The 15,135-nt window shown below is 68.2% G+C and carries 13 protein-coding genes; 5 read left to right on the top strand and 8 right to left on the bottom strand.

Features of this window, described 5'->3' with window-relative positions; all coding sequences use genetic code 11:
• The first annotated feature begins 116 nt into the window (after positions 1-116).
• The 4 genes from nikR to egtD all read left to right on the top strand — a co-directional run bounded on the left by nikR (position 117) and on the right by egtD (position 5,126).
• On the top strand, positions 117-530 hold the full coding sequence (nikR, locus tag ACJMKX_RS12845; protein ID WP_405225961.1) for a nickel-responsive transcriptional regulator NikR: 414 nt from the start codon (positions 117-119) through the stop codon (positions 528-530).
• A gap of 136 nt (positions 531-666) precedes the next feature.
• Positions 667-2,727 carry a TonB-dependent receptor gene (locus tag ACJMKX_RS12840; RefSeq protein WP_405225958.1) on the top strand — a complete coding sequence of 687 codons (2,061 nt, stop codon included), beginning with the start codon at positions 667-669 and terminating at the stop codon, positions 2,725-2,727.
• Positions 2,728-2,848: 121 nt separating this feature from the next.
• Positions 2,849-4,132: an ergothioneine biosynthesis protein EgtB gene (gene egtB / locus ACJMKX_RS12835; RefSeq protein ID WP_405225955.1), complete on the top strand. Its 1,284-nt coding sequence runs from the start codon at positions 2,849-2,851 to the stop codon at positions 4,130-4,132.
• A 19-nt stretch (positions 4,133-4,151) separates the two neighbouring features.
• Positions 4,152-5,126 (top strand): L-histidine N(alpha)-methyltransferase, encoded by a 975-nt coding sequence (egtD, locus tag ACJMKX_RS12830; protein WP_405225952.1) that lies wholly within the window; start codon positions 4,152-4,154, stop codon positions 5,124-5,126.
• A 308-nt stretch (positions 5,127-5,434) separates the two neighbouring features.
• On the opposite strand, the gene ACJMKX_RS12825 is transcribed toward egtD, so the two are convergent.
• The 8 genes from ACJMKX_RS12825 to ACJMKX_RS12790 all read right to left on the bottom strand — a co-directional run bounded on the left by ACJMKX_RS12825 (position 5,435) and on the right by ACJMKX_RS12790 (position 12,800).
• Positions 5,435-5,704 carry an oxidative damage protection protein gene (locus tag ACJMKX_RS12825; RefSeq protein WP_405225949.1) on the bottom strand — a complete coding sequence of 90 codons (270 nt, stop codon included), beginning with the start codon at positions 5,702-5,704 and terminating at the stop codon, positions 5,435-5,437.
• A 97-nt stretch (positions 5,705-5,801) separates the two neighbouring features.
• Positions 5,802-6,662 (bottom strand): mechanosensitive ion channel family protein, encoded by an 861-nt coding sequence (locus ACJMKX_RS12820; RefSeq protein WP_405225947.1) that lies wholly within the window; start codon positions 6,660-6,662, stop codon positions 5,802-5,804.
• Positions 6,663-6,692: 30 nt separating this feature from the next.
• Complete coding sequence (gene mutY / locus ACJMKX_RS12815; protein ID WP_405225944.1) at positions 6,693-7,745, bottom strand: A/G-specific adenine glycosylase; 1,053 nt, start codon at positions 7,743-7,745, stop codon at positions 6,693-6,695.
• The gene (locus ACJMKX_RS12810) at positions 7,742-8,347 is read right to left on the bottom strand and encodes an SRPBCC family protein (RefSeq protein ID WP_405225941.1); all 606 of its coding nucleotides are present in this window, start codon (positions 8,345-8,347) and stop codon (positions 7,742-7,744) included. The genes mutY and ACJMKX_RS12810 overlap by 4 nt, the downstream gene beginning before the upstream one ends.
• Positions 8,337-10,541, bottom strand: a complete 2,205-nt coding sequence (locus tag ACJMKX_RS12805) for an AsmA family protein (protein WP_405225938.1) — start codon at positions 10,539-10,541, stop codon at positions 8,337-8,339. The genes ACJMKX_RS12810 and ACJMKX_RS12805 overlap by 11 nt, the downstream gene beginning before the upstream one ends.
• A gap of 135 nt (positions 10,542-10,676) precedes the next feature.
• Positions 10,677-11,588, bottom strand: a complete 912-nt coding sequence (locus ACJMKX_RS12800) for a DUF4097 family beta strand repeat-containing protein (RefSeq protein ID WP_405225935.1) — start codon at positions 11,586-11,588, stop codon at positions 10,677-10,679.
• The gene (locus tag ACJMKX_RS12795) at positions 11,585-12,205 is read right to left on the bottom strand and encodes a hypothetical protein (RefSeq protein ID WP_405225932.1); all 621 of its coding nucleotides are present in this window, start codon (positions 12,203-12,205) and stop codon (positions 11,585-11,587) included. The genes ACJMKX_RS12800 and ACJMKX_RS12795 overlap by 4 nt, the downstream gene beginning before the upstream one ends.
• Complete coding sequence (locus ACJMKX_RS12790; RefSeq protein ID WP_405225929.1) at positions 12,198-12,800, bottom strand: RNA polymerase sigma factor; 603 nt, start codon at positions 12,798-12,800, stop codon at positions 12,198-12,200. Before ACJMKX_RS12790 ends, ACJMKX_RS12795 begins: the two co-directional genes overlap by 8 nt.
• A 177-nt stretch (positions 12,801-12,977) precedes the next feature.
• Here ACJMKX_RS12790 and ACJMKX_RS12785 point away from each other — a divergent pair, with 177 nt between their 5' ends.
• Entirely contained in the window at positions 12,978-15,125 is a 2,148-nt protein-coding gene (locus ACJMKX_RS12785; protein WP_405225926.1) for a putative bifunctional diguanylate cyclase/phosphodiesterase, read from the top strand.
• The last annotated feature ends 10 nt before the right edge of the window (positions 15,126-15,135 follow it).

Below are 15,135 nucleotides of genomic sequence, written 5' to 3'. Positions count from 1 at the left end.
TACATGATGCCTCGCGTTGGCGAGCGGGGTATTACAACGGGCCGGGAGCGGGTAGTCAAGGGAAGCCTGCCCGGCTTGCGCTTGCCGGGCACGGGGCCGCGGCTTACGCTAGCGGGATGTCCGAGCTGAGCCGTATCGGGGTGGCCATCGAGGCCGATCTCCTGGAGGAATTCGACCGCCTGATCGAGGCGCGGGGCTATCCGAGCCGCTCCGAGGCCTTCCGGGACCTGATCCGCGCTGAGATCGCCCGGGAGGAGCTGGAGGCCGACGACGAGACCGAGGTGGTCGGCACGGTCACGCTGGTCTACTCACATAGCCAGCGCCGGCTCGGCGACCAGCTCACCGCCATGCAGCACGAGGCCCACCACGCGGTCATCGCTACCCTGCACGTGCACCTCACCCATGAATACTGCATGGAGGTGATTGTCCTCCGCGGCCAGGCGGCGAAGGTAAGCTCGCTGGCCGACGCGCTGATTGCCACCAAGGGCGTGCGCCACGGGCGCCTGACGCTGACCGCCGCCGATTTCTGACCGACCGCGATCCGTCGCGACGAAACGTCGCTACGGGTTTTCCGAGTAGCACGAATCTTATGACCGTGCTACCAATGCTGCCTCGAAAGGAACCGGTCTCCGCGGCCGGCGAACCAAACCATCGAGGGAGTACCCGATGAGAACACCCCTGCCCGCGGCAATCGCCGCCCTGGCCATCGCCGCCACCCCCACGGCCTGGCCGGATACCTCATCGGGTCACGGCGCCGTCGCGGAGACCGCACTCGAGGAGATCGTGGTCTACGGACGGGCCAGGGAACTCATCGGCACCGCCGACACCGCCTCCGAGGGGCTGGTGGGCTACGACGACATCCAACTGCCACCGTTGTTGCGCGTCGGAGAGCTGGTGGAGGCGGTACCGGGCATGGTGGCCACCCAGCACTCCGGCACGGGCAAGGCCAACCAGTATTTCCTGCGCGGCTTCAATCTGGATCACGGTACGGACTTCTCGGTGAGTGCCGAAGGCGTGCCGCTGAACATGCCCACCCACGGTCACGGCCAGGGCTATCTCGACCTGAACTTCCTGATCCCGGAGCTGGTTGCCACCACCCGTTACCGCAAAGGCCCCTACGCAGCCGAGACCGGCGACTTCTCCTCCGCCGGCAGCGTGGACTTCACCTTCTACGACGAGCTGCCGGAGACCCTGCTGGGCCTGACTACCGGCGAGCACGGCTACGGCCGGGCGCTGGCCGCCGGCAGCAGTGCGCTGGGTGCCGGCACACTCACGGCGGCCTTCGACGCTACCGTGTACGACGGCCCATGGGAGCTGGAAGAGAACCTGCAGCAGTACAAGGCGTTTCTCTCCTACGGCTTCGAACTCAGCGGCGCCAGCGCCGAACTCAACGTGCAAGCCTACGACAGCGAGTGGGACGCCACCGACCAGATCCCGCTGCGCGCGGTCGAATCCGGCCTGATCGATCGGCTCAGCTTCATCGACCCGGATCTCGGCGGCCAGACGGAGCGCTACGCACTGAGCGGCGCGCTGGACTTCGGCACCTGGCAGGCTCGCGCCTACGTCGTCGACTACGACTTCACGCTTTACTCGAACTTCACCTACTTCCTGGACGACCCGGTCGAGGGCGACGAGTTCGAGCAGCGCGACGACCGGACGATCTACGGCGCAAGCGTCGAGGGCGGAAGGGGCATCGAGTTCGGCCGCCGGCTGGTCGAGTTCCGCTACGGCGCGGATCTTCGCTACGACGACATCGACGAGGTGGGTCTCTATGGCACGGCCACGCGGGTGCGCACGGACGTCGTGCGCCAGGACGCGGTGGAAGAGCTCTCCGTCGGCCTGTGGGGAGAGGCAGACGTGGAACTGACGCGCTCGCTGCGGGGCATCCTCGGCCTGCGTGCCGACTACTACGACTGGGAGGTCGACGCCTTCCGCGCCGACAACGGCGGCTCCGGCGACGACTCCCTGGTGAGCCCGAAGCTCGGCCTCGCCTGGCGGGTTTCCGACGGCCTGGTGGCCTACGCGAGCTGGGGCCGCGGCTTTCACTCCAACGACGTGCGCGGCGCCACCATTGTCACTGACCCGGCCAGCGGTGAGCCGGTGAATCCGGTCGACGTACTGGTGGAATCCGAAGGTGGCGAACTCGGCCTGCGCTACGAGCGTGGAACCCGCTTCAACGCCACACTGGTCGGCTTCTGGCTGGAACTCGACTCGGAGCTGGTCTATGTGGGCGACGCCGGCACCACCGAGCCGAATGACGCCACGGAGCGCCTCGGCGTGGAAGCCTCCGCCTTCTGGCAGGCCACCGACTGGCTGGCCGTGAATGCGGCCTGGACGGCCACCGACGCCGAGTTCAAACAGGACCAGGGCGGCGGCCGGGAGATACCGGGCGCGGTGGAGTCCACTTTCACGCTCGGCCTCAACGCCGTCTGGGCCAACGGCTTCAGCGCCAGCACGAGGGTGCGCTACCTGGACGACGCCCCGCTGGTGGAGGACGGCTCCGTGCGCAGCGACGGCTCGCTGCTGTTGAATGCCGGCGTTGCCTGGCGCCAGGGTATGCTGGAACTGAGGCTCGACGCCTTCAACCTGCTCGACTCCGACGACGACGACATCGCCTACTTCTACGAATCCCTCCTGCCCGGCGAGGCCGCGCCGGTGGGCGACATCCACTTCCATCCGCTGGAGCCGCGCACCATCCGCGCCTCGGCGACGCTGCACTGGCGCTGAAGCGGCTGCATTTTTTGCACACGGCTGTAACAGGCCGCCGCGAGACTGTCTGAACACGCGTCTTTTTGACACCCTCCGGGGTGCCGCATACCCTAAAAGACGGTCTCACGAGGAGCGACAGATGGCCTCCGTACCGGACGACATCCGCCCGGACTACGGGCAGGAATCCCTGCCCCTGCACTACTCCCGCGTCCGCGCTCAGAGCCTGTCGCTGTGCGACACACTCGCGCCCGAGGACTTCGTGGTGCAGTCCATGCCCGACGTGAGCCCCACGAAGTGGCACCTGGCCCACACCAGCTGGTTTTTCGAGCGCTTCCTGCTGCAGGAGTTCGTGTCGGACTACGTGCCGTTCCACGACGCCTACGACTACCTGTTCAACTCCTATTACTACACGGTGGGGCAGATGCATCGCCGCCCCGAGCGCGGCCTGCTCTCGAGGCCGACGGTGCGCGAGATCATGAATTATCGCCGCCACGTGGATGAGGCCATGAACCGGCTGCTCGCCGAGCGGGGAGAGGATGCGGATATCGCATTCCTGACCACGCTGGGGCTGCACCATGAACAGCAGCACCAGGAGTTGATACTCACCGACATCAAGCACGTGCTCTCCCGCAACCCGATGAATCCTGCGCTGAGCGATGAGCTCAGGAAGCCGCCCGCGGTGGAAGCCGGCCCCATACGCTGGGTCCGGGGCGCCGAGGGGCCGCAGACGATCGGCGCGGCCGGCAAGAGCTTCTGCTTCGATAACGAGACGCCGTCCCACACGGAACTCCTGCATCCCCACGAACTGGGCTCGCGCCTGGTTACCAACCGGGAGTATCGGGAGTTCATCGAGGACAGCGGCTACCAGCACCCGGATCTCTGGCTCTCGGACGGCTGGGCCCTGGTTCAGGAGCAGGGCCGGCACCGGCCGCTGTACTGGAGCCGGAACCTCGAGACCGAGTTCACGCTCGGGGGCGAGCGGGAGATCGATCCGGACGCGCCGGTCACCCATGTGAGCTTCTACGAGGCCGACGCCTTCGCCAGCTGGGCCGGCGCGCGCCTGCCCACGGAAGCCGAGTGGGAGACCGCCGCCGCGGGCGCCGAGGTGCGCGGCAATCTGATGGACTCCGGCTACTGGCACCCGGTGGCGGACGGCGGCGGCGAGGGCGTCCGGCAACTGTTCGGCGACGTATGGGAATGGACTGCATCGCCCTACGCGGCCTACCCCGGCTTCAGGCCGCTGGCCGGCTCGCTCGGCGAGTACAATGGCAAGTTCATGTGCAACCAGATGGTGGTGCGCGGCGGCTCCTGCGCCACCGCCAGCGACCACATCCGCGCCAGTTATCGCAGCTTTTTCTATCCCCATTCGCGCTGGCAGTTTCTCGGTTTCCGGCTGGCCAGGGACGTCGGCCAGTCTCACTGAACACGACAAGGGATTGCTTATGGCCACGGACGCAGCGCGGGCAGAGGACCTGACCGAGCAGGATCTCTCCGAGAACCTGGAACTGGCGGAAGTGATCGAGGGGCTGACGCGTCCGCAGAAGCTGATCTCGCCGAAGTACTTCTACGACGAGCGTGGCTCGGAACTGTTCGACGCCATCTGCGAGCAGCCGGAGTACTACCCCACGCAGACCGAGATCGGGATCATGCGGGACAACATCGATGAGATCGCGGACGTGGTCGGCCAGCGCCCCTCGGTGATCGAATTCGGCTCCGGCGCCAGCATCAAGATCCGCATCCTGCTCTCTCACCTGCACGACGTGGCCGCCTACGTGCCGGTGGACGTGTCGAAGGAGTTCCTGGTGCGGTCGGCCGACATCCTTGCCGCAGACTACCCGGACCTGGAAATCCTGCCGGTAGCCGCCGACTTCACGAAGCCCTTCGATCTGCCGTCACCGGAAATCCTGCCGGAACGCAACCTGGTGTTCTTCCCGGGCTCCACCATCGGCAACTTCTGGCCGGACTCCGCAGTCTCGCTCATGAAGGTCATGCGCGAGGAAGCCCGGGACGGCGGTGCGCTGCTGATCGGCGTCGACCTGGTGAAGGACAAGGCGCTGCTGGAACGCGCCTATAACGACGCCGCCGGCTACACGGAGCGTTTCAACCTCAACATGCTGGCCCATCTCAACCAAGGCTTCGGCGCAGACTTCGACCTCACCGCCTTCCGCCACCGTGCCATCTACAACGAGGAACTCGACCGCATCGAGATGCACCTGGTCAGCGAGCGCGACCAGACCATCCACATCGGCGACGCGGCCATCTCCATCGCCGCCGGCGAATACATCCTGTCGGAGTGCTCGCACAAATACCGGCTCGAGACCTTCGCGCAGATGGCGGAGCTGGCCGGCTTTCGCGTGGACCGGGTCTGGACGGACGCGGACGATCTCTTTAGCGTCCAGTACTGCACCGCCGTCTGATCGGCTTTCTTTCCTGGCCGTCATGCGGTCGCCGAGAGGATCCGCCAGTCAGTGACGCCTGCTGACTGGTGCCAGACCTCTCGGCTACGGGCCCGTCGGCGGGTGGGGTCGACTGCTGGGGTCGTCCGCAACGCGCCGCAAGCCTCGATGGGCATGTAGGAGGGGCTTCAGCCCCGACCAGCGCTCGGCCACCTCAAGCGAAGATCGGGGCTGAAGCCCCTCCCACAGTGAGCGTCCCCGCGACCCTTGCCCACCCGCTGGCGGCCTCCGGCAAAAGAATGCGGATCGGGCCTGAAGGCCCTCCCACGTTATTCTTTCGGCACGAAACCTTCGGGTGCCTGCGACCCCTCCCCGAAGAAGAACTTCTCCATCTCCTTCTCGAGAAACTCCCGCGCCTTCGGCTCGATGGGGGTCAGGCGGTATTCGTTGATCAGCATGGTCTGGTGAGCGAGCCAGCGCTGCCAGGCCTGCTTGGAGACGTTCTCGTAGATACGTTTGCCGAGTTCGCCGGGGTAAGGGGCGTAATCCAGCCCCTCCGCCTCCTGACCCAGCACCACGCAGTTGACCGTACGGCTCATTGGATGCCTCGTTCGATAGGTTCCGGAAAGATGGACGCTTTATACCAGAGCGCCCGACGCCGACCCAAAAGCGATCCGACCGACGGCGGGGCGCAGCTCAGCCGGCAGCCGCGCCCTCGCCGAGCAGCCGCACCTCGCGCTGCGGGAACGGGATACTGACGCCCTCCCGTTTCAGGGCCTGATACACGGCCATGTTGGCCTCGTGCATAACCCCGAAATAGCGGTTGGTGGGCACCCAGAAGCGATAGTCGAGATCGATGGAGGAGTCGCCGAAGCCCGCGATGCCGATCTGCGGCGACACCTCGTCGGAGACGCCGTCCACACCGGCCAGCGCATCGCCGATGATGCCGATGGCCCGTTCCGGGTCCTCGCTGTAGGCAATACCCACCCGGCCCTCGACCACCCGGTTGGCGAAGGAGTTGGTGTGAATCTCGCCGGTGATCTGCCGGTTCGGGATGACGATGCGCTCGCCGTCCTCGGTGAGCAGCACGGTGGTGGCCAGCGAGATGTCCTCGACCAGGCCGGAGCAGTCCCGGATGGTGACCGTGTCGCCCACCCGGTACATGCGGGTGAGGATGATGACCAGCCCGGCGCCGTAATTGGCCACCGGCCCCTGCAGCGCGAAGCTGACGCCGACTGCCAGACCGCCGATGGCGGCGATCAGCGGCGTGATGCTCACGCCGAGCTGGTTCATGGCGATGATCGCGAACAGCGCGATGACCGTGATGCGCACCGTGCTGGCGATGAACTGGCGCAGCGTCACATCGACGTCGTGGCGCTCCTGTGCCCGCAGCACGATGCGGCCCACCCAGCGCGCCACCAGGATACCGACGATGATGACCAGCACCGCCCCGACAAGGCGGAACGAGTAGGTCACCATAAAATTGACCACCAGTTCGTAGACCTGCTGGACCAGGTCCAGCTGCTGGCTCAGCTGCTTTTCGAGTTCTTCGTCCATCCTTCCCTTCCACTCCTCTCCGGCGACCGTTCAGACGCCGATCTCGCCCAGCCGGTCCAGCAGCCGCCGGACCGGGGCCGGCAGCCCCATCTGCCTGTCGCCTGCTACATCCACCCAGCGCTCGTCGTCCGCGTCGCGCGCCGCGCCCGGCCGTTCGTGCAGCCGGATCAGGACCGGCTGCATGTGCAGATCATAATGGGTGAAGCTGTGTTCGACAGTCTCCCAGCGCTCCACGGCAGGCGGCTCCGCCCCCAGTCGCCGCCGGCACCAGTCCTCCGCCGTCTCCTCGTCGCCGATCTCCGGCAGGCTCCAGAGGCCGCCCCAGATGCCGGCATCGGGGCGGCGCTCCAGCAGCACCGCGCTGCCGTCCCAGGCGAGCGCGAACTCGGCCGTGCGGAGCCGGCGCGATTTCTGCGGCGGCTTGCGGCCCGGGAACTCCGTCTGCCGTCCCAGCGCCAGTGCGCGGCAATCCGCCGCCTGCGGGCAGCGCTCGCAGGCCGGGCGGCCGCGCGTACAGAGCGTCGCGCCCAGGTCCATGATGGCCTGGGTGTAGTCGGCCACTCGCCGCGGCGGCGTGTGCCGCTCCGCCAGCTGCCAGAGTTCTTTCGCCACCGCCGTGCGCCCCGGCCAGCCCTCCACCGCGTGGTAACGGGCGAGCACGCGCTTGACGTTGCCATCCAGGATGGCGTGGCGCTCACCGAAGGAGAGCGCGAGGATGGCGCCGGCCGTGGAGCGGCCGATGCCGGGCAGGGTCTCCAGCGCCTCCGGCTCGCGCGGGAACTCGCCGCCGTGACCGGATGCGACCTCCCGCGCGGCCCGGTGCAGGTTACGCGCCCGGGCGTAGTAGCCGAGGCCGGCCCATAGCGCCAGCACGTCGTCGACTGGCGCGGCCGCGAGCGCCTCCACCGTCGGGAAGCGCTCCATGAAGCGCTCGAAGTACGGAATGACCGTCTTCACCTGAGTCTGCTGCAGCATGATCTCCGAGACCCAGACGCGGTAGGGCACGGGATCGCGCTGCCACGGCAAGTCGTGTCGGCCGTGCCGGTCGTACCAGGCGAGCAGCCTTTCGGCGAAGGGCGTCACGATGGCGGCTCCCGACTCTCGTCCGGGGAGAGGGCCAAGGCCTCGATGCGATTCAGTGCCTCGACGGCGTCGCTGCGGAAGGAGCGCTTCATCATGTACGGGCCGATCAGCGGCGGTACCCAGAAGCCGGGCTCCATCTCCATGCGGTAGTGCACCTCGGTGCCGGAGCCGGACGGGATGAACTGCCACTCGGTGCGGCCGTAGGCGAAGTCGCTGTGCTCGGGTTCCACCTCGGCCACGATGCGGCTGTGAGGCGTGAAGTGCAGCTCCTCGATGCGCTCGATGGTCTTGCAGAAGAACAATACGCAGCCCTTCATCAGCGTGAACGCGCGGGGGGTGCCATCGCTGGCGGGAGCGATGAAGCGCACGTCCTCGAAGATGCTGGAGATGCGCTCGAAGCGGTCGTAGTCGGAAAGCACCCGGAAGACGGCCTCGGGCGGCGCCTCGAAGTAGGTGCGTGAGGCCATGGTGTAACGCTCGCCCTCCTTCTCCACGCTAACGTCCAGGAGGTCCGCGCCACGGGCGGGCAGGGCGGCCAGCGCGACCGACACTGCCAGCAGGAGGGTGGCGAAGGCCGCCGGCCTTCCGTCCTCAGCGCTCACCGAGCAGGTCTTTCAGTTTCTTCTTGAGCTGGTCCTCCACCGACTCTTCCTCTTCGGCGGGCTGCCCGTCTTCCGGCGCCAGGTTCTCGCCGTCGGCAGGCGCCGCCTCTTCTTCCGACTCGATGCCGAGGCGCTCCAGCAGCTTCTTCTGCAGGCGCTCTTTTTCTTCCTCGATGCGGCCCTTGACCTCCTCGCGCAGCATGTCCTCGACGTCCGGGCGCACCGAGGGGTCGGCGAGGCTGCCGGTGATGCGGATCGGGATGACCGCCTCGGTGTATTCCGCCAGTTCCTCATCGCTGGCTCCCTCGATGAAGTCCGGGCGCTCGAGTACCCGTGCGCGCACGCCGTAGTCCAGGGTGGCGGCGGTCAGGTCCACCGTGCCTGCGCCGGTGACGCGCAGGAACGGCAGCTCGGCGAACAGGTCGTCGTTCGTGAGCACGCCCTCCGCCACCTTGCCGGTGCCGCGGACGGTGGAGAAGGGCGTGCGGGGCTCCGCGGGCGGCTGCGGCGGGGCCTCGCGCCGCAATACGGCCCGTGCCCGGCGGATCTGGTACCAGAGGTCCGTGCCCTCGAACGCGCCGTCGCTGAGTTCGAAGCCGACGTCGCCGCCCAGGTCCTGGCGGATCTCGGCCAGATTGGCGCCGCTGCCGGCCAGCGTGAAGCGGCCCTCCAGGCTGCCGCTCAGTTTGTCCGTCTCGTAGAGTTCGCGGCCGAGGGCGGCGAGCTGCACGCCTTCCACCCGCTCATCCACCGAGAGGCGGGGCTTGTTGCCGCTCGCGTCGATGCGAACGTCACCGTTGTAGCCACCCTCCAGTACACGGGCGGCGATGGGATGCAGCCGCACCCGGCCGTCCCCGGCGGTGACGCCGAGCTCGATCGTGCGGAAGGTGAGGCCGCCCAGCACCACCTCCGCGAACTTCAGCGTGCCTTCCGCGTCCAGCGAGCGAATGATGTCGACCGGGATCTCGGTGGCGTCCAGGGCGGCCGTGTCGGCCTCGGCCGGCGCGTCAGCGGCGGGCGGCGCGAGGTAGCGGTCCAGGTCGATGCGGTCGCCCTCCAGGGCGAAGCGATACGCCGGCGCCTCGAAACCGCGCATCGAGAAGTTGCCCTTCAGTTCGGTGTCGTCGAGGCGGGCTGTCATGGCGGAGAGGGCCACGCTGTCGTCCGTGAGGGCGACGTCGGCCGCGAAGGAAACCAGCTGCAGCACGGCCGGGTCTGCGGTGGCCGGCAGCGGCGTGCCCAGGGTGTCGGCCAGGTCCTTCGGCGAGAAGCGGGGCGCCTCGATGCGGCCGGAGAGCTGCAGCGCGTCGCCGACGGTGCCGGTGAGCTCGGCCTCGACGCGCAGTGAGGCCACCTCCAGCGCGCCGCCGTCGAGTTCCAGCGCCTGCTGCTCCGTCGCGTAGGCCAGGCGCCGCGCGGATACGCCGAGATCGAAGGGCTCGAGCTCCGCGCCGGGGTCGAGGCGGCCGCTCAGCAGCAGGCCGTCCAGCACGATGCGCCCGCTCTCCAGGTCCGCGGTGACGACGGTGGCCAGTTCGAACTCGCCGCCCGGACTCTTGCCCGAATCCTCAGGCAGGGTGGCCAGGGTGAACCCGCCGTCGACGTCGAAGGGCAGGCCCGGCTCTATGGCGCCGATACTCAGGCCGAGATTGGTGACCCGGTAGTGGACTTCCGCCGCCTCGTCCTGCCAGTCGACGGTCGCATCGGTGAGGCTGATGCCGGCGACCCGCAGCTCGCCGAGTCCCGTGCCCTCGCCTTCGGCGACCGGCGCTTCGGCAGGCTCTTCGCCCGCGGCGGCCAGGTCGTCCCAGTTGCTGGTGCCGTCCCCGGCGATGCGCAGATTGAGCACGAGCCCGTCCACGGAGACCCGCCCGGCCTCGATGTTGCCGGTGATGAGCGGCCACAGGCGAATGGCGACGCTGGCTCCGTCCAGCTCGGCGAAGGGCTCGGGGCCGAAACCCTCGGCGTTGCCGAGCACGATGCGCCCGGTATCGACGCTCAGCCAGGGGAACAGGCCGAGCTCGAGGTCGCCCTCCAGGGTCAGCGAGCGCCCGGTGGCGGCCTCCACCTGCGCCGCGATCTCGTCCTTGTAATCGTTCGGGTCGAACAGCAGGGCCACCGCCAGCACGACCACGACGAGCAGGCCGACGACGGCGGCAATGCCGATGAGGAGGAATTTCAGGAAGCGCCCCATTGCAGATCCTTCGCAGCGCGGGTGAGTCGCCTAGATTAGCAAACCCCCGACCCGGCAGGCAGAGGCGGGTCGGGGGTTTGGTGAAGGGGGTCGGGAAAAGGGGATCGGGGAAAGGGATCGGGGCTAAAGCCCCTCCTACATCTTGCAGAGGTCTATGTCGCCGCTCAGGGTCTGGAGGCGGATCTCGCCGCGGCCCTCGCCGGCGGTGAAGCGCAGCTCGGAGCCCGGGGCGTAGCGGCTCTGGCGCTCGGGCTTGGGGCCGAAGCAGTTGTCGATGCTGCCGCTGAAGCTGCTCACGTCGATCTCGGCGTCAGGCGCACCTGCGATGTCCAGCTCGATGTCCCCGCTGACGCTCTCCGCCTCGAAGCTGGCGTCGCGCTCCAGGCTCACGGTGGCGATCACGTCGCCGGAGGTGGTCTCGAAGCGGGCACGGCTGACCCGGCTGTCGCTCACTATCACATCGCCGCTCACCGACTCGGCCTCGAGTTCGCCCGCCAGCGCCTCCACCACCAGGTCACCGCTGACCGCAGCGAGCGTCGCGCGAGACACCTCGCCGTGACCTTCCACGCGGACGTCACCGCTGACGGTCTCCGCGGTTACCGGCTCGCCCCAGACCTCGGTGCGCACGTCACCGCTGACGCTTTTCAGCCGCTGTTCGCCGCGTACGCCCTCGGCCTCGATATCAGCGCTGGTGCCGACCACGCTGAGGCCCATGGCCGCCGGCATCTCGATACGCAGCTCGGCCGAGGCCCGCCGATACGAACGGAGCCTGTCCTGCACCTTCACCTCGATGGCGATCGCGTTGCCCTGCCGTTCGATCAGCACTTCTTCCACTTCGTCCTCCAGGACGCCGGTGATGCGGATGTCCTGCCGGTCCGAGCCCTCCACCTCGATGGAGCCGGCGGTATTGCTGATGCGCACTTCCTTCGCGCCGTCCGGCGCCACGGTGCGCTCGTACTGCCGATCGGCCTGGGCCGCCAGCGGCAGCGCGGCCAGCAACAGTGTCTGTGTCAGTGTCAGTGTCAGTGTCAGTGTTTTGACGTTCATAGGTCGGTCCTCCTCCTGGCCGGGCCGGCAAGGCCGTTCACCCGTGCCATCACATCCAGTTCTCTCTGATAGGTCTGCAGCATCAGTTCCTGCAGCAGGGGGTCGTCCGGGTTGTCCTGCAGGGCGGTGTCGATTTCCTCCAGGGCGCTCCTGATGGTCTCGATGTTGCGCACCACGATCTCGCGGTCTTCCGGCGCGAGCTGGGCGAGACGCGCTTCGAGCAGGCTCAGGAGTTCCGCACGGGCCGCGCGGTACTCGGGGCCCGGCTCCACCGACGTCACGGCGGCGTTGCGCAGCCTGAGCTGCTGGCCGGCGGTATCCAGACCGCGGTTGACCGTGGCCGGCGATTCGGCTGGCACGGTCGCCATGGGCACCGGGTCGTTCCCGACCGGCCCGTCACGGACCAGCAGCAGGGGCAGCAATGCCGCCGTGCCGAGCGCCGCGGCCACGGCACCCCACCACCAGCGGCGTGTGCCGGGACGCGCGTCCTCCTCCTCCAGCCGGGCCTCGATGCCGGGCCACAGGTCGCGCCCGGGTTGCACCGCCTTCGGCAACGCGGCGCTGCGGCGATCCAGTTCCGCCTCCGCCTGTTCCCGTCTCCGCTGTTCTTCAGTCACTCGTCTCGTCCTCCGCAGGTGCCGGGCCGTCGCTCAGCCGCTCGGCGAGCAGCCGGCGGGCCCGGTGCAGTTGTGCCTTGCAGGTGCCACTGGCGATGCCCAGCATCGCCCCCGCCTCTTCGTGGGTGTAGCCGTATACGGCCAGCAGCACGAAGACGTGGCGAGCGCCCTCCGGCAGCGCGGCCACTGCGGCTTCCAGGTCCCGCTGGTCGGCCGGGCTCTCCCCCGCGGTGCCGAGCTCCGCACCGTCGTCCAGCGAGTCCTCCGGCCGCATCCGTCGCCGCCTGGCCAGCACCGCGTTCACCGCGATGCGATGCAGCCACGTCCCGAACACCGCGTCGCCGCGGAACTGGGCGAGCTTGCGCCAGGCCTGGATAAAGGCCTCCTGCGCGCAGTCCTCGGCCTCGGCCGGCTGGCCCGTCATGCGCAGGCACAGGCCGTACACCTGACCGACGTGGGCGCGGTAGAGCTGCTCGAAGGCGCGGCGGTCGCCCTTTTTCGCGCGCCGGACGGCCAGATCGGCCGGTTCAGCGGTCACGGGCAGCTCTTCCGCGAGCAGTCGGGCGGCCTGGAATTCGCTGGCTGGCGCGGTCAATTGCCATGGCTCCTTTCATCCGTCGATTGATCCTTCGATGCAGGCCGGTGGCCCCGGGTTTGAAACCGGCGCGAAAAAGTTCACGGCCATCGGCACCCGGCGGCTCTTTTGCTATGATCCTGCGATGCCGGTGGTCATAAACGATAACCCGAAAGCACCCGCGCACAGGGAGGGAGCATGAGCGAAGCCCACAGGTCGGGCGACACCCCGGAGCCCCTCGCTCGTCAGCTGCGCGTACTCTATATCGGCGATTACTCCCTCCCCGGCGGCAACATCCTGCAGATGCTGCGCCAGCTCGATGCCATCGACGGCATCCATCAGGCCGGCGACCCGGCCGGCATCCGTGAAGAGGTCACCCGCATCAATCCGGACATCGTGGTGCTCGACGTCGGCCTCACCGAGGCCGGCCGCCAGCGGCTGCGGCCGGCGCAGGCGATGGCGGAGCTGCCGGGCCTGCCGGTGATCGCGGTGACGGCCCGCGTGAACGAGCACCGCGGCATGACGGCGGTGCAGCACGGCGCCCAGGACTATCTGTGCCTCGATGAGATCACACCGGGCACGCTCATCGAGGCCCTGCACTACGCGCTCGACCGGCACCAGTTCGTCCGCCGCATGCAGCGGCCGGAAGACGCGATGCGCACCATCCTGCACGGCATCAACGACGGCGTGATCGTGGTCGACGAGCACGGCGTGGTGATCTCCATCAATCCGGCCGGCCGCAGCATGCTCGGCCTGGGGCCGCGCGAACGGCCGACCCTCGCCTGGCACCGGCAGTTCTGCGCCGATGCGCCGGGTGTGGAGACGCCACTGCCGGTGGAGGCCCGGCCGCTGCCGCGGGCGCTCGCGGGCGAGAAATTCAGCGACATGGAAGCGCTGTACGAGACTGAAGGCCAGCCGCCAATGCTCCTGAGCCTCAGCGGGCGCGCACTCACCGACGCCGCCGGCCGGCGCGTGGGCGCGGTGGTCTCCTTCCGCGACGTGACCGATCGCAGGCAACGGGCCAGGCAGCAGGAACGCACATCCCTGTACGACCCGCTCACCGAACTCGCAGGCCGCGGGCTTTTCAGCGAGCAGCTGGGCCGCGCCATCAGCCGCGCCTCGCGGCACAAACGGGAGCTGGGCATCCTGTTCATCGACCTCGACCGCTTCCGGTCGGTCAACGACACGCTGGGTCACGACACCGGCGACCGCCTGCTGCAGGAGGTGGCCCTGAGGCTGGTGCGGGAACTGCGGGTGAGCGACCTCGTGGGACGCTGGAACGCCGATCAGTTCGTGATCTGCATCGAGGACGTGGAATCGCCCCAGGACGCCGCCACGGTAGGGCAGAAGCTCGTGCTGGCGCTGGAAGAGCAGTATTTCGTCGGCGGCAACGAGGTCTACCTGACTCCCAGCATCGGCATCGCCCTGTACCCGGAGGCGGGCAAAAACGCCGCCGAGCTGGTGAAGGCGGCCGCACTGGCCACAGCCCAGGCGAAGAGCCACGGCGGCGGACGCTTCCAGTTCCACTCTGCGGCGCTGAACCACAAGATCGCGGAGCGGGAAGAGCTCGAGGTCGGGCTTCGCCACGCCCTCGTGCGTCGGGAGCTGTTACTGCACTACCAGCCGCGTATCGACGTGCGCAACGGCCGCCTCATCGGCTTCGAGGCGCTGCTGCGCTGGCAGCATCCCCGCTTCGGCCTGCTGGCGCCCGAACGCTTCCTGCCCATCCTCGAGTCCAGCGGGCTCATCCACTCGGTGGGCGAATGGATCGTCGGCAACGCCGCCGCGCAGCTGAAGGCCTGGCAGACACAGTTCGACCTGCCGGACCTCACGGTGGCGGTGAATCTCTCGCCGGCACAGCTCGCGCGGGGACGCATCGTCGAATCGGTGGCGAAGGCGCTGGAAGACACCAATCTGGATCCGGGCTGTCTGGAGCTGGAAGTCATGGCCACGGGCACGAACCACGGCCGGCGCATGCCCTCGCACATCATGGCCGAGCTGAACGCGCTCGGCGTGCGCATATCCCTGGACCGCTTCGGCACCCAGGACATCTCGTTCCGCTCACTGGACAGTGGCGTGGTCGATACCTTCGTGATCGATCGCAGCCTGATTGCGGACCTGCAGGAGAACGAGGATCACCAGCGCCTGGTGCGCGCCGCCATCGCCATGGCGCGCGGGCTGGATATCGAGGTGGCGGCGGAAGGGGTGGAAACCGCCGAGCAGCTGGACTTCCTGCGCGAGTGCAACTGCGATCTGGTACAGGGCTTCCTGTTCAGCCGTCCGATGCACCCCGAGAAGGTGTCGATGTTCCTGCGCGACGAGACCGGCGCCAGCCGGCGCGTCTAGACCCTTCCCG

The organism is Lentisalinibacter sediminis, assembly GCF_040706615.1.
In the GTDB taxonomy this organism is placed as follows: domain Bacteria; phylum Pseudomonadota; class Gammaproteobacteria; order Steroidobacterales; family Woeseiaceae; genus Lentisalinibacter; species Lentisalinibacter sediminis.
The sequence above is the reverse complement of the archived record's forward strand: the minus strand, read 5'-3'. Positions and strand labels throughout refer to the sequence as shown.